The organism is Nitrosopumilus ureiphilus (genome assembly GCF_013407185.1).
In the GTDB taxonomy this organism is placed as follows: Archaea; Thermoproteota; Nitrososphaeria; order Nitrososphaerales; family Nitrosopumilaceae; genus Nitrosopumilus; species Nitrosopumilus ureiphilus.
On record NZ_CP026995.1, the window covers coordinates 808,882 to 823,009 of the forward strand.

Genomic DNA, 14,128 nt, shown 5'->3' on the forward strand with positions numbered 1-14,128 from the left:
ACGAATGGCAGTAATTTGTAATACTTGTGGTCTCCCAGAAGACTTGTGTGCATGTGGTGAACTGGCCAAAGATAGCACTAAAATTATTATCAGATTAGAAACTAGAAGATTTAAGAAAAAAGGTACTATGATTGAGGGATTAGATCCCAAACTAAATAACTTGGAAACTGTTGCAAAAGAACTCAAAAATAAATATGCCTGTGGCGGAACTGCCAAAGAAGGTTATATCTTCTTACAAGGTGATCATCGAGATAGTATCAAAGACACTTTGATCAATTTGGGATTTGCTGCAGATACTATAGAATTGCATTAGAATACATTGGAAAATTCAAACAGAATTCTTCAATTCCTTGGAATTCCATTTACTGCATTACAATCAGTTATTCTTGGGTTATTACTTGTTTCATTTCCTATTGGAATTTACATTGTTTTTGAAAGTGAAATTGGTGGGGATATCAATTATGAATACCCTCTTACACATTTGGCCCTTTTTGAAAACACAGAACTGTACCAGGTGCCATTTGATGTCAATATTGGAGACGCATTTGTTGTTTTATGGATTTTTTATTCTGTGTTATTTACAATTGCGATTTTTGGACCAAAACATGGATTTTTAAAATCTCTTTCACCGATTATCTCTTTTGGAAAATTCAACACTACCTCAAACTATATGATTGGAACTACAAAATGGTTTTCAATTTTAATTCTGATTTCTGCATTGATTAATTTTATTCAAGAGGCATTTGGTATTGTAACCGTTCCTCCTCTTGATGATAATGATCTGATTCAGTTTTTTTATGTCTCTCTTGCACCATTGATTGAAGAATTTGGATTTCGTCTAATTTTGATTGGCATCCCATTATTTGCCCTATATTCTCACAAATCTTCGCCCAAATATTTTATCAAATGTTTGTGGACTCCTAGTTCACTACATATCGACAATTACAAAAAAGCCTTTTTGTTAATTGCGTTTGTAGGTGTCTTCTTTGGATTTGCACATATCGCATTTGCTGAATCTTGGAGTGAAGGAAAATTTGCTCAAGCTGCTGCTAGTGGCGTTGTTTTAGGATGGGTTTATCTAAGATATGGGTTTGTATCTTCACTTTTGATTCATTGGGCAATGAATTATTTTGTTTTTTCATACGCTAATTTTATTTCACAATTAAATTACATACCTATTCAGGAAGCGTTTTCTCATTCACTAATGTCTTCATTAGAAATATTGTTGTTGATATCTGGCGCTATATCCGTTTCAATTTTATTTGTAAATCGATTTTACTCAAAAAAAGAATCTACCTTAGAGGTTTAATGCTACTTTCAAACCTTTGTATCTATTTCTAATGGTAACTTCTGTAACTCCTGCAGCTTCTGCTACATCTCTTTGTGTTTTGTTTTCTCCGTTTGTAACACATGCTACATAAAGTGCTGCTGCTGCTAATCCCATCGGATCTTTTCCTGCCGAAATTTTATTCTCTTCTGCAGTTTGTAAAATCTTTGTTGCTTTTCTTTTTGTTTTTTCTGATAATCCTGCCTTGCTTGCAATTCTCGAAATACATTTGATTGGATCCACCACCGGCATCTTCAAATTCAATTCTCTTAACAGAAGACGATAACATCTTGCGATATCTTTTCGTTTAATGTTGCTTGCCTGACCTATGTCTTTTAGTGTTCGTGGAGTTTCTGTATCCCTGCATGCCGCATAAAGTGCTGATGCAATCAAAGCTGAAATGGAACGACCTCGAACTAGTCCTTTTTCAAGTGCTTTTCTGTAAATGTAAGCTGCCTTTTCAATTACTGCATCTCCTACTGCAAGTTTGTCTTTTAACCTGTCTAACTCACTGAACGCTTGTCTAAAATTTCTATCAACTGGTTCATGTACTTGACTTCTACTATCCCAAGTCCTTAGTCTTTCAATTGTACTTTTCATAGAAGCAGTTAATGGCTTTCCTGTAGCATCTCGATTTTGTGGATTGATTACTGTGGCTAATCCCATATCGTGCATGGCAAGTGATGTTGGGACTCCTGCCCTGCTTTTGTTTTCACCTTCATTTGAAAATGATCTCCATTCAGGTCCTGCCTCTTCTACTTTATCAGTAATTACAAAACCACACTTTCCACAAAAATTCTCACCCGTATTGGCATCAGTAACTACTGTGCCTTGTCCACATCTTGGACATCTGTCTTTTGGATTTGTTTTTTTAACCATTTTTATATCTCACAAAACCTTTTATGATACTATTTAAGAATTTCTAATTCATTATTTATAAGTCTGTTGGTGATCTCACTCTGAATTTTTTAATCTTGTAATTAATTTAAATTTAATTGATTTCTAGAATTTTTTTAATTTTTTCAACAATATGCGGTTTTTCGTTTTGTTCTAATAAAAATTTCAAATCCTCAGAATTATCTACATCCAACATTATTCTTTTTACAAAAACCATTGCGACATTTAGTGTATGCTCTTTGGCAGTATTCATGTGAATTTTGTAACTATCCTCATTGTAATGGGTATTCATAAGATCAATTGGCATTCTTACAAGGGCATTTGTGCCATCAAATCTTCTTGATGGGATAATTATTGCAAAATTTGGAGGTGTCTTGTAGTTTAACATAAAATCAATATCTTGAGTTTTAATGTATGGAATGTCTTGAGGAAATACAATTGATGCATCATAATTATTCTCTAAAAGATATTTGTCTGCAATTGCAACTGCACTATTTACACTCTCTTCTTTCTCATCAATTAAGACTATTGCATTAAATTTTTTTCCAATCTCTTTTGCCTTTTCTTCTTTTGTCACTATGATTATTTTGTCAATTTGAGGCGAAATTGAAATTGTATGTAAAATTTCTTCTAACATTACCTTGCACAAATCTTCTATTTTCTTTGGAGGTAAATCTAAACGTGTCTTTGCATTAGAGAAAGTCTTTACAGGAATTATTGCAGCTATTTTCAAATTAAACGTGTACTTGTTTTAAAATAAAATTCGCTAATGCGTCTTCAGCTAATTTATTTTTCATGGTAATTTTTGTTTCAAAAACTCTCATGTCTAAACTCTGAATTTTCTTTGTTAGCAGTCTGTCTTTAGAATCTAATATGATGTTGGAGCAAACATCTGAATACATTTTTGCTAATCCATAAACATTCGATTCAATTCCTGCTGCTTGCATGTATTTTGCTGCAGGACCACTGATCGAATCTTCTCCAATTAATGGACTTACTGCAACAACTTTTTTCTTAATTTTTGATAGCTCTTTTCTAATGCCTTTTATCTGAAGCATTGGACCAATTGATGTCAGAGGATTTCCTGGAGCTATAATTACCATGTCTGCATCATGTATTGCATTTACTGCTTCAGGATTTGGACGAGCTTTATCTGCCCCGATATATTGGATTCCTAAAACAGGATCTTTACCTCTATGCTTGACCCAGTATTCTTGTAAGTGCAATTCCCCTTTGTTTGTAGTTATTCTTGTTTCAATACTGTTATCAGTTACTGGAATGATGTTTGCACTAACTGCAAATTTCTCGCACATCCATTTAGTAATATCACTTAGATTTTTTCCATTCTTTAACATGTTAGTTCTAATCAAATGTGTTGCAGCATCTCTGTCTCCAACTCTGAACCATGTCTCTTCTCCAAAAACTTCCATTTGACGCAAAAAGTTGAACGTGTCTTTCTTCATTCCCCAACCTCTCTCTTGATCAAGCAAATCTGCTAAACCGTAAACAATAGTGTCAATATCTGGACAAACATAGAGTCCGTAAAGCCAATAATTGTCCCCTACATTACTTATTACGTTAACTTTTGATTCTTGAGCCACCAGCCCTCTTACTAATTTGACTGAACCTGTTCCTCCTGCTAATACTGTGATCATACCATTTTCCCCTAAAACTATCAAGTTTTGTTACATTACTCCATATTACTTTTTCAAAAAAATTGCGATCAGCAAAATTAGGATAAGTTTATTACTGTTATTTTGTGGATTTTACTCGTGTCTAGGGCTGTAATCTTAACAGTTTTACTTGCGGGACTTGTTGTTATTGGTACAAGTAGTCCTGCTTGGGCCGCACAATTAGACGCTAAAATTAATCCTAATTCTGATTCATCCCCATTTTCGATGCATTATCTAAAAACTGTCTTCATTGAATACCCCAACGGTGGAAACCTCTTTGATGAATTGCGTGGAAAAGAATGGACTGTTTCTGGAACTGCGGACTCTTCAAACCCTGGAGTTCAGGATCTAATGAAAAAATTAAATAAAAAATTATCTGATGATGGAAGTCATGCAAAAATTTCAGACTTGAATGTATCTTATGAATTCTTACTCAAAGGAAGAAACATCAACACATCAATTGACTATAAAGTTCTACTAGAAGGAACATTATCTGGCTATGTAATTACAAAAGATGCTCAAAAAACTTTAGTTGACTTGGGCTGGAGAGGAATGACCGTAAATGATGAAATAAACATTGACGGTGTGGAAATTAATATTCCTATTAACATGCTGCGAGACCAAGAGCCCAATGTTTATGCTGTTTTTGCTGGAACTGAAGCTGAGCAAGTTCTTCATAGACCTATAATTAATGCAGATTTCATTTTAGAGCAACCACTTACTAATTGGCACTTTTTGTTTGATCCTACTGGTATCAATGTAGATGCTGGTACATTTGGCCTAGACGAATCAATATCTGGATTTGTAGTATCTAGTTGGACAATGGGTGAAAGTAGTATTAGAGAAGGCCGACAAGTTGAGAGAGTCTTCACAGCTGATGTGACTGCAGATCAAAAATATACTGTTAGAAGTGTCCAATCATCAGATCAGGCTAACTTAGCTATGATTGGTTTTGGAGCTTTAGATATTTTGGATGGTCTTGAAATTGCAGGTGTTACTCCAACTCCTCCAGAAGGATATGCTACAACTTCAACTGGTGATTTTCCTATTATGATAGTTTATGGAATGGCTGGAATGGCCGCAATTGCAGGAATTGCATTTTTCATTGTAAGTAACAGATCCCTTAAAAATGAAAAAATTGGTCAACAAGGAATTGATCCAAGTAGATTAGTTGGTTATCAAACTAGTGCATCATCTGGTGGTTATCAAACCAATAGGGGTGAGGCACAATTAAGAGATGAAACTGATTATCAGCAAACTAGAAGTGTTTATGAAAATACAGCACCACAGGAAACAACTACTCCTCCACCAACAACGGCTAATCGTGAAGAGGCAGCATGTGGATGTGCAGCATCTGCTGAAATGGGCTCTGAATGTGATTGTGAGATGCAAGGATCTTGTCTATGTGATGCATCCTGTGGATGTGCAGCAGAGATTTGTAAAGAAAATGCTCAATCAATGAGTTAGAATTTCTAAAAATTTAAAAAATGTGTGCTGGGAGTAACCCTCCTTCTGTTTTCACGATATTTCGCTTTGCAGCCTACCTGAACCTAGTACAGGAACTTTAAGTTCTGTTTGGCCTTGCTCCATGTGGGGCGGCTTTTTTCATTCCTTTTATGGAAACCTCAGGTTTTGCCATCATAGTGCGCCATATTGGATTTTTTTCTGCTCCGTTGCCAATCATCTCTGATTATCCATCTCCGGATCACATTTCCTGTATGGAGGGAGGAGTTTCCTCTGCCGTAGCAGCATGTCGTGCTCCAGCTCACATGATTGGTGTATTTCTTGATTGAATTTGAGTATTACCTTTGAGGCTTTGTGCCTATAATGAACAATGTACCAAATTCCCGTTTCCATTTTTTTCTGCTTTTCAAATCTTTGACTTGCTTTGTTTTTACTATGAATCCTGTATTTTTAAAAAATTCCTTCCACTCTTTTTTTGAATGCAAATGCATCTGTATTTTCATTATTTTTGCCCATTTAGCAGTTACCTTGTTATCAGAGTAAAAGTCCGTCCCGCAGAACAAACTTCCTCCTGGTTTTAGTAGTTTGAATATTTTTTTTAGTGCCACTTTAATTGAATCTGCATAATAAAGAGATTCCATTGAGAATACAAAATCAAATTTTCCTTTATAATTCATTGATTCTATATCTGTATGAATGAATTCTTCTTTACTGCTATCTTTTTTTTGTTTAGCTTGAATGATCATTTTATTGCTTTTGTCAATCCCTACCACTTTTCTGCAGTTTTTCTCTCTAGCAATTTTCTTTACAACCCATCCATTTCCACACCCTACATCTAAAAATGTAAATGGTTTGTCAAAGGATATTGTTTGCAAAAATTTTGAAACATTCTTTCCGTGCTCTAATTCCATTAATTCGGCCCTTCCATTTTGAGCCCACTCATCAAACGTTTTTCTAACTCTGTCCATATTTATTGTGCTCTTTTCATTTCCATTATAATCTTCGTTTCGCTGATGATTAGTATGAATGAATTCTACGTGCTTCTTATATTTTATTTCTAATAATTTAGTTTGAAAAGAATTGCCTGATGAATCGTGCAGAAACTGTGGTGGAAAATTATATGAGTATACTAAATGCTCTTATTGTTTGAAGCCTAACAGTATGATTTGTAAAAACTGTGCCATTTGCACAACAGAGCAATTTCATTCAATTTGTATGTCGCAAAATACCAACCGTGCTAACACTATGCCAAAAATCAAGTCTGGCAATTACATGGTAGTTACCATGGCTTGATAATAGAAATCTTAAATTTCACATATCATAGCTACTCAAGTTTTAAGTATGATTAGCATCGGTTTGTATCTTTATGGGGCAAATTCCGGTCATTTTGAGCCTAATTGTTCTTTTATTGATGCCTGTCTATGCGTCTGCTCAAAGCCCTGACAGAATTACAATTCTTGATGATTTTGGAAATTATAACAGTGGTGAACCTCTGTTCATTTATGGACAAATAGCAAGCATTACTGATGGCTCTTTTTTAATAATGCAAATTTTTAATCCTGAAGGCGATCTATGTCAAATCCAACAACTCATGCCTTTATCAAATGGAGTATTCATCACAGATGTAATTCCACTAAAAGGTAGAATTTGTGGACTTTCTGGTGAATATGAAATTAAATTATTCTATGGGGATTATTCCAAATCAACAACATTTACTGTTTCATCATCAACTTTCTCTGAACCAAACAATGAAGAAAAGATTTCTCTGGCACAAAATTTGGTAAATGATCAAGCATTATCAATAAGTACATTATTTGATATTTCATCACCTGTATCTAATCAAACATCAAATAATTTGTCTGAATTAGAATCCACTTATGTTGATTTGTGGAGTGAATTTTTTGTAGATGACTTGATTCTTGAGGTTGATCCCTTAATTAGACCTGCAGTATCTTCTTCACTTGATTCTGTTCAGAAATTATTAGATGGAGATGAAATATCTTTTGATATTGCAAAGTCAATTGACAGAACAATATATTCTGCAATATTTAATTACCAAATTGGTGATAAAACAAAGGCAATAGATTTGTTAACTGATGTCTTTGTTGACATTAGAAATGTAAATCCTGAAAAGACAACCACTCAAAGAACTCCTACTTTTGATGAATTAGAAGAGACGCTGCTTAACTTGATGAAAAAATCTGACACTGTAATGAGTAAACCTGTGAAAAATGAAGTGGGTTTTATTTTTGCAAGAGGAACTGCTCCTGTTTATTCTGATGAATTAGGCGAACTAATTGACATTCTTTCAAAATCTAGATATCTTGATGTTGTGTCTAGAAAAGAAAGTGATCTTTACAGACTAGTTCAAAATGATTGGGACTCCCTCAAACCCTCTTTAATGGGTAAAGAATCAATAGATGAATTAATTGAATCTAAAACACGTGTTTCAGAATTACATCAAGCCGCAATATTGTTGCGAGAATTAGATGCTGTTGAGAGGTTCATTTCAAATGATTCTGATGAAAACAGTGATCTTGCTAATATAATCATGCCTGATTGGGATGATTTGGAATCTGATTTGGCCCTGGCAACATCAGTCCAAAGCATTTTGGATTCAGAATCTGAGATAAAACAAATGGTTCAGATAATAGATATTTCTTCAAGGATTAACAAGAGCGTTGAGATTTCGCAATCAAGTGGTGTTGATTCTGCCCTTGTATCTGATTGGAAATCACTTTTAGAAAGAGTAGAAAATGCTGAATCAACTGATGAGATCTTAGAAATTGTCTCAGAGTTTGATCAATCCATTACTGAACTAAGAGAAAAACGAAATCCATTGGTAGTTTTAGAATTTCAATATAAGACCATGAAAGAAAAGGCTGAACTTCAAGCCGATTATCAAAATCTCTTTTTGATTGATAACGCTCTTAAGATTTTAGATACGGCCAAACAAATGGAATCTGGTAATCCTTCAATTACACGAATTGATAGGATTGAAGTTTTGCTGACTTGGGTAAGTGAAAAAGCACCTCAAATAAAATCCGATTTGGATTCTTATGATAAAGATGCATTCAAAGTACGAGCAAGTGATATTTTACAGCGTGCAAAATCTCTTGAAAATTTGGTTGATCTTAGTTTGACTAAGAATCGCTTCTTGCCAAATTATATTGAATTCACTGAAAAATTTAATGAAAAAATTGATGATGTAAGAGATCTTGTAATTAAAAATGATCTTGATCAAGCTGATGTATTGGTAAGAGAATTATTTAGTGAGTGGACTGATGTTTCACAAGCTTATGCAAATGATCCTTTTGGTTCTGATGTTGGATATACTGCAGATGAAATAAAGCGAATCGAATTCCGTAAAAAACTTGATACTTTCTCAAACATGGTGTCTACTTTCTACAACAGTGAATTTTCTGCATATGTTGACAATTACAACAAAATGATGGATGATGCTAATGAATTAATTGATATTGCAAATTTCGTTGATGCAGAATCCAAAATTTTAGAAATTGGTAATTATCTAAGTGAATACTTGGTTCTAAAAAATCCAAAACTTATCTATGATATTTACTATGATGCTGAAAAAAATATCTGGGTTCTTAATGGTGCTACTGACAAATCTATCTTTGATAGACGTGAAAATCTTTATGTGACTATTTTCAATATGGATGGCAGCACTCACAGTAGTTTGAAATTTACTGATACTAAACAAGGTGATTTTTACACTCAATGGATTGCGCCAACAGATCCTGGCCTCTATGTTGTAATGCTACAATATCAAAATTCCAAGGCTACTCAGATTGTCCATGTTGAAGAAAAATTTGATTACAAATACAGTACATCTGATTTGAGTATGGTTGAATTGGCACGTGAATTTGAAGATCTAGAATCATTTGCAGAAAAATTTGGCGGTGAGAATTTTGTTAGTAATTCAAGATTTGCATCTGTAATAAATGAAATCAAATCTGGTTTTACTGACAAGAATGCTAAAAGTGTGGATGAAAACATTGATGAACTAAAAATGATCATTGAAAGATATCTTCCAATACGTTCACGTACTGCAGTGATTGAAGCCTCATATAATGACGATAAATTAATAGTGTCAGGAGCAATTCAGAAGACAATTGCGTTTAGAGAGGATCTGTTTGTTGACATTTTTGATCAGAGAGGAAATTTGATAGATGAAATAGCGCTGAAAGATAGTTCTTCAGGATTGTTCTCTGAAGTCATATCCGAGCCATTTGATCCTGGTCTTTATGTCATTCAATTAGAATATCATGATGTACGCGTAACTGACTTTTTTAATGTAAAGTGATTATTTTTTTCCTTTCACTAAATTAAAGAGTTGTCTTACGGCAAGTTTTGGATGGTGGGTTGCCAGCTTTATCATATTTGATAATCCAAATTCTGCTTTTATAAAATCGATAAACTCTTCAGGTTTCAATTCTTTAATAATGTCTAACTCTCTATCCCACTCTTCATCTGATAACCCAATCCATCTATTCTGCACTTTTCCTGCAGAATTAATTTTTGATTCAATCTCTTTTCTCCAATTTTCTTCATAGGGATTTAATGCAGTTTTGTCTGTATTTCCTGATTTTATTGCATCTGATGCGACTTTTCCCGCGACTCTGCCGAATTTTATTGCATATCTTATTCCTTCCAAAACCAAAGGATTTGCTTGGCCTGCAGAATCTCCAACTAAAATCAAATTGTTAAACACAGTTTTTCTTGACAAGCCATCATTTGGAATTAATCCATAATGAAACTCCATTGGTGATATTTTTCCTAGTTTTTTAATTGGGCCTATCTTTGAATCCATTAATTCTTTGAGTCTTTGAGTTGGGTCTATATCTGATTCTGGTTTTCCAACACCTACTCCAATTCTAACAATGTTGTTTCCTAAAGGAAAAATCCACGCATATCCAGCTGGTGAGTATTGCTGACCTACCATCAACCACCATGTATCTGATTCTACATTTTCTACTTTCACCTCGTATTCTGCTCCTGCACCGAATCTTTTCCATTGAGTTGCAAACCCCATTGCTTTGCACACTGTAGATGGAAAGCCGCTTGCGTCAATCACTACTTTTGAATGAAACGTAATTTTTCCATTTGGCCCAATTCCACTAACTCCTACAATATCTCCCCTCTTATTTTTAATTACATCCTTGACATTAATTTTCACAAAGATGTCTGCACCTGCCTGCTTTGCTTGTTGTGCTAACCATCTGTATGTTTTTCTCACATCTAAAACAGCCGCCCGTGGAACTGAATCCCTAATTGTAACTTCATTGCTTGGTGAACAAAATGAGAAATTTTTAATTGGATTAAAACAATCATCTGGAATTCCAAACTCTTTGATATTTTGAATCCATGTGACTCCGCTTGTTCTAACAGTTTCTGCAATTGAATTTTCTTTTTCTAATAGAGCAACTTTAATTCCATTTTTTGCAGATGCAAATGCTGCTGATGACCCTGCTGGCCCTCCTCCTACTATAACTAAATCATAGTGATGTTCTTCAGACAACTTAACTCAATCAGCAGTCCTAGGATATAATTTTGAGGAATTTCTGTGAAATCATTTCTTTAAAACTGGTGTGCCTGATGCATCGTTTTCTCTTTCTGAATCAAAGGTTTGCATATGTCCTGGATCTCTATGCATGTAACTATGAGTCTCCCCTTCACTCTTTCTGCAGAATTTTGAATGAATTGTCTCCTCTATCTTTAATGTTGTTTCATTTTCATGAAATAAGCGTTTTCCACAGTCGGGGCATATGAATTCAGGCATAAATTCCGTTTGTATCAAATCTATTTAGATGTTTCAGGCAATATTGAATTGACTGTTTTATTCTGGAACCGAAACTTTAGATGTTTACAACTTTGTAATTATTTATGGATGAATCTCAAATCTCGTCTTTTGTTATGTGGTCTGCCATTACTGGAATTATTATGGTGATTACTGGACTAAGTTACCGTGCATATTTGAGGACAAAGAACGATGAGATCTCTTCATCTTGAAAAAAAAGGATTAAGGGGACTTGCTATTGCTGAAAGCTTTGCACCAAACTCCTCAAAATCTATCTTGTCTGGAATTGTGATGAGGCGAGATTTCATTATTGATGATTTTGTATTCGGAAGTGCAACATTAGGTGGCAATGATGCTACTGATTCTATTCTAAAGATGTACGATGAACTTGATAGACCTGACGTCAGTTATGTGTTGATCTCTGGCTTGATAGTTTCCATGTATAATATTATAGATATCCGAAAATTATTTGATTCTCTAAAAATTCCAATTATTGGAGTTTCGTATAACGATTCTCTTGGAATTGAAGGTGCTCTTAAACATCATTTTCCAAATTCATTTGAATCCAAAATTTCTGAATATCATAAATTAGGTAAACGAGAAAAAATTACTCTACACACATGTCATGATATTTTTGTTAGGAGGGAAGGTTGCACATTAAATGATGTGAAACATCTTCTTGATGATTTAACATTAAATGGTTCAATTCCAGAACCTATTCGTGTATCTCAATTACTTGCAAAAACGTTACTTGAAAAAGGATTATCCTTCTGAAGCGGTCTTGCCACCATCTACATTTAGAATGGTTCCTGTTACCCAATTTGCTTCATCTGATGCTAAATAGAGTACAGCATTTGCAACATCTACTGGTTCACCAACTCTTGCAAGAGGTAATCTTTCTTCAAGAACTTTTCTTGCTTGAGGATCATCAAGATATGGTTTAATCATTCCTGAGTTGATAATTCCTGGATTTACACAATTGCATCTGATGTTTCTTCTTGCATATTCTACTGCAATTGATTTTGTAAACATGGAAATTGCTGCTTTGGTTGCAGAATATGCTGCTAAATGTACTCTTGGTATTGCTCTTTCACTTGAAATCGACCCTATATTCACAATGACTCCACTTTTTACATCTGACATTTTTGAAAGAACTGCTTTTGTCATATGAAACACTCCTAACAAATTGACATCAATGAGTTTTTTAATTTCAGAATCTTTCATTTCATGAAAGTGCACTGGATCATTAATTGCTCCTGCATTATTTACTAAAATATCTATTTTACCATATGTGTCCATGATTTGATTAACAGCTTGGAGTGCTTGTGATTCATCAGTCAAATCACATGTTACTGATGCTGTTGATTCTTCATTCCCAATCTCTTTTCTTGCCTTTTCTAATCCTTCTAGGCTTCTTGCAACAAGAACAACCTTTGCTCCTTCTTCAGTAAATCTTTTGACGATTCCTTTACCTATATCACTTGATGCCCCTGTAACTATGGCGACTTTATCACTTAATCTCATACTAACACAAATAACTCATAACTTATAGAATTTTTGTTTAACTTTATTCGTGGTTTTAGTTTTATTTGGAATCATTAATTTTTTTGATGTGTTCAATTATTCCTGTATAGTCTATTTCGCCTAGTCCTTCTTTAAGAGCGTCACTGTACACTTGTTCTGCTTTTTCAATCATTGGTAGTTTTATTCCTAAAGATTTGGCAGTTTCTGTAATTGTACTGATATCTTTTTTTAGATTTGCAAGGGTAAATGTTGCCTCATATTTACCCTCTGCCATTTTGTATGCCTTTTTTTCACTCATTCCTGTTTTAAAGTACGTAGAGTTTAAAATTTCAAGAAATATTCTAGGATCAACATTTAATTTCTTAACAAGAGTGATTCCCTCTGATAGCGCCAGTGCAAGCATAGTTATTTGAAGATTCATGGCAAGCTTGACTGAATGTGCAACCCCACTTTCTCCTAAGAAAAATACTTTGTTTGCAATATTGTATAAGACATTTTTACAACTCTCAAAAGTACTCTTGTCTCCTGACACCATCATGACTAAATCTCCAGTAATTGCAACATTTGGTCCTCCCATTACTGGGATGTCTAATTTCTGAATGTTATGCTCTAGAAATTTTTCTGAAATGTTTTTTGATTCTGATGGACTAATCGTGCTCATATCTGCAACAATTAATTTTTCATTTTTACCCTCAATTATTCCATCTTTTTCAAAAGATATTTGTTTTATTGCATCTGCATCTTTTACTACAATAATGACAAGTTCTACATCCTCTGCAATTTCTTTAGGTGATGATACAACCTTAGCTCCTTTCTTTTTGATTTGCGTTGTTTTTTCTTTTGTTCGATTGTACACTGTAACGTCAAAACCTGAATCCAACAAATGCAGCGCTACTGCATTTCCTAACATTCCTAAACCCACAATGCCTATTTTTTTCATTTTTTATCATTACTTGGAATTAATATTTTAATGACGTTCTTCATTTTGAATCTCCCATTGATTATTTCCAAATCTTGATGAGACAAATTCTAATTGTCCTATTGTCTTGTCGCCTTTTTTAACTTTGGCAAAATCAAATTTTTTCAATCTTAGTAGTTTCTCTTTTGGTTTGTATCCTCCTTCAATTACTTTTACCTTGAATCTTTTACTTGCTTTGATAATCATCTTCCTTGCAATTTGAACATCGCCCATCCATGAAAACATTTCAAAATCTCCAAAATTTTTACTGGAAATCTCATATCCATATAGTCTAGCTTCAAGTTTCACTCCTTGAACTTTTGCCTGATTATTTAACCATGATACAATCTCTTCTCCGTGACCCTTCTCAACCCCAAATGTTTCTGAATCCCTCATCTATTCAAACTCACATTATCAAACCATAATAATCATTTTCAAATCACTGTTAGACTAAAATATTGACTAGT

At 34.1% G+C, this 14,128-nt stretch carries 15 protein-coding genes and 1 other RNA gene; 6 read left to right on the top strand and 10 right to left on the bottom strand.

Annotation, left to right across the window (positions count from 1 at the left end; all coding sequences use genetic code 11):
• Positions 1 to 4: 4 nt before the first annotated feature.
• The gene (gene yciH, locus C5F50_RS04680) at positions 5 to 313 is read left to right on the top strand and encodes a stress response translation initiation inhibitor YciH (protein ID WP_048116686.1); all 309 of its coding nucleotides are present in this window, start codon (positions 5 to 7) and stop codon (positions 311 to 313) included.
• A gap of 6 nt (positions 314 to 319) precedes the next feature.
• Entirely contained in the window at positions 320 to 1,309 is a 990-nt protein-coding gene (locus C5F50_RS04685; protein WP_179372515.1) for a CPBP family glutamic-type intramembrane protease, read from the top strand.
• Here the strand turns inward: C5F50_RS04685 and C5F50_RS04690 are convergent.
• From C5F50_RS04690 to cofD, 3 genes are all read right to left on the bottom strand, one after another.
• On the bottom strand, positions 1,298 to 2,206 hold the full coding sequence (locus tag C5F50_RS04690) for a transcription initiation factor IIB (protein WP_179372516.1): 909 nt from the start codon (positions 2,204 to 2,206) through the stop codon (positions 1,298 to 1,300). The genes C5F50_RS04685 and C5F50_RS04690 overlap by 12 nt on opposite strands.
• 112 nt (positions 2,207 to 2,318) lie before the next feature.
• The gene (gene cofC / locus C5F50_RS04695) at positions 2,319 to 2,957 is read right to left on the bottom strand and encodes a 2-phospho-L-lactate guanylyltransferase (RefSeq protein WP_179372517.1); all 639 of its coding nucleotides are present in this window, start codon (positions 2,955 to 2,957) and stop codon (positions 2,319 to 2,321) included.
• A gap of 1 nt (position 2,958) precedes the next feature.
• On the bottom strand, positions 2,959 to 3,879 hold the full coding sequence (gene cofD, locus C5F50_RS04700) for a 2-phospho-L-lactate transferase (protein WP_179372913.1): 921 nt from the start codon (positions 3,877 to 3,879) through the stop codon (positions 2,959 to 2,961).
• Between the two features lie 117 nt (positions 3,880 to 3,996).
• On the opposite strand from cofD, the gene C5F50_RS04705 reads away from it, so the two are divergent.
• Complete coding sequence (locus tag C5F50_RS04705; protein ID WP_179372518.1) at positions 3,997 to 5,364, top strand: hypothetical protein; 1,368 nt, start codon at positions 3,997 to 3,999, stop codon at positions 5,362 to 5,364.
• 22 nt (positions 5,365 to 5,386) lie between these two features.
• Here the strand turns inward: C5F50_RS04705 and rnpB are convergent.
• Both rnpB and C5F50_RS04715 read right to left on the bottom strand, forming a co-directional pair.
• Positions 5,387 to 5,666: RNase P RNA component (gene rnpB, locus C5F50_RS04710), an RNA gene on the bottom strand.
• A 33-nt stretch (positions 5,667 to 5,699) separates the two neighbouring features.
• On the bottom strand, positions 5,700 to 6,329 hold the full coding sequence (locus C5F50_RS04715) for a class I SAM-dependent methyltransferase (RefSeq protein ID WP_179372519.1): 630 nt from the start codon (positions 6,327 to 6,329) through the stop codon (positions 5,700 to 5,702).
• A 398-nt stretch (positions 6,330 to 6,727) separates the two neighbouring features.
• Here C5F50_RS04715 and C5F50_RS04720 point away from each other — a divergent pair, with 398 nt between their 5' ends.
• Positions 6,728 to 9,685, top strand: a complete 2,958-nt coding sequence (locus C5F50_RS04720; protein ID WP_246282149.1) for a hypothetical protein — start codon at positions 6,728 to 6,730, stop codon at positions 9,683 to 9,685.
• Here the strand turns inward: C5F50_RS04720 and C5F50_RS04725 are convergent, their stop codons facing one another.
• Both C5F50_RS04725 and C5F50_RS04730 read right to left on the bottom strand, forming a co-directional pair.
• The gene (locus C5F50_RS04725; RefSeq protein ID WP_179372520.1) at positions 9,686 to 10,900 is read right to left on the bottom strand and encodes an NAD(P)/FAD-dependent oxidoreductase; all 1,215 of its coding nucleotides are present in this window, start codon (positions 10,898 to 10,900) and stop codon (positions 9,686 to 9,688) included. It lies immediately after the preceding gene.
• Positions 10,901 to 10,951: 51 nt separating this feature from the next.
• The gene (locus tag C5F50_RS04730) at positions 10,952 to 11,161 is read right to left on the bottom strand and encodes a hypothetical protein (protein ID WP_179372521.1); all 210 of its coding nucleotides are present in this window, start codon (positions 11,159 to 11,161) and stop codon (positions 10,952 to 10,954) included.
• Between the two features lie 104 nt (positions 11,162 to 11,265).
• On the opposite strand from C5F50_RS04730, the gene C5F50_RS13205 reads away from it, so the two are divergent.
• The gene (locus tag C5F50_RS13205; RefSeq protein ID WP_280924473.1) at positions 11,266 to 11,391 is read left to right on the top strand and encodes a hypothetical protein; all 126 of its coding nucleotides are present in this window, start codon (positions 11,266 to 11,268) and stop codon (positions 11,389 to 11,391) included.
• The gene (locus tag C5F50_RS04735) at positions 11,372 to 11,953 is read left to right on the top strand and encodes an endonuclease dU (RefSeq protein ID WP_179372522.1); all 582 of its coding nucleotides are present in this window, start codon (positions 11,372 to 11,374) and stop codon (positions 11,951 to 11,953) included. The genes C5F50_RS13205 and C5F50_RS04735 overlap by 20 nt, the downstream gene beginning before the upstream one ends.
• On the opposite strand, the gene C5F50_RS04740 is transcribed toward C5F50_RS04735, so the two are convergent.
• The 3 genes from C5F50_RS04740 to C5F50_RS04750 form a co-directional block, all read right to left on the bottom strand.
• Positions 11,942 to 12,703, bottom strand: a complete 762-nt coding sequence (locus C5F50_RS04740; RefSeq protein WP_179372523.1) for an SDR family NAD(P)-dependent oxidoreductase — start codon at positions 12,701 to 12,703, stop codon at positions 11,942 to 11,944. The two genes, C5F50_RS04735 and C5F50_RS04740, sit on opposite strands and share 12 nt — an antisense overlap.
• 61 nt (positions 12,704 to 12,764) lie before the next feature.
• A complete protein-coding gene (locus C5F50_RS04745; RefSeq protein ID WP_179372524.1) occupies positions 12,765 to 13,643 on the bottom strand; it encodes an NAD(P)-dependent oxidoreductase in 879 nt (292 codons plus the stop codon).
• Between the two features lie 27 nt (positions 13,644 to 13,670).
• Positions 13,671 to 14,057 carry a hypothetical protein gene (locus tag C5F50_RS04750; protein WP_179372525.1) on the bottom strand — a complete coding sequence of 129 codons (387 nt, stop codon included), beginning with the start codon at positions 14,055 to 14,057 and terminating at the stop codon, positions 13,671 to 13,673.
• Positions 14,058 to 14,128: the final 71 nt, after the last annotated feature.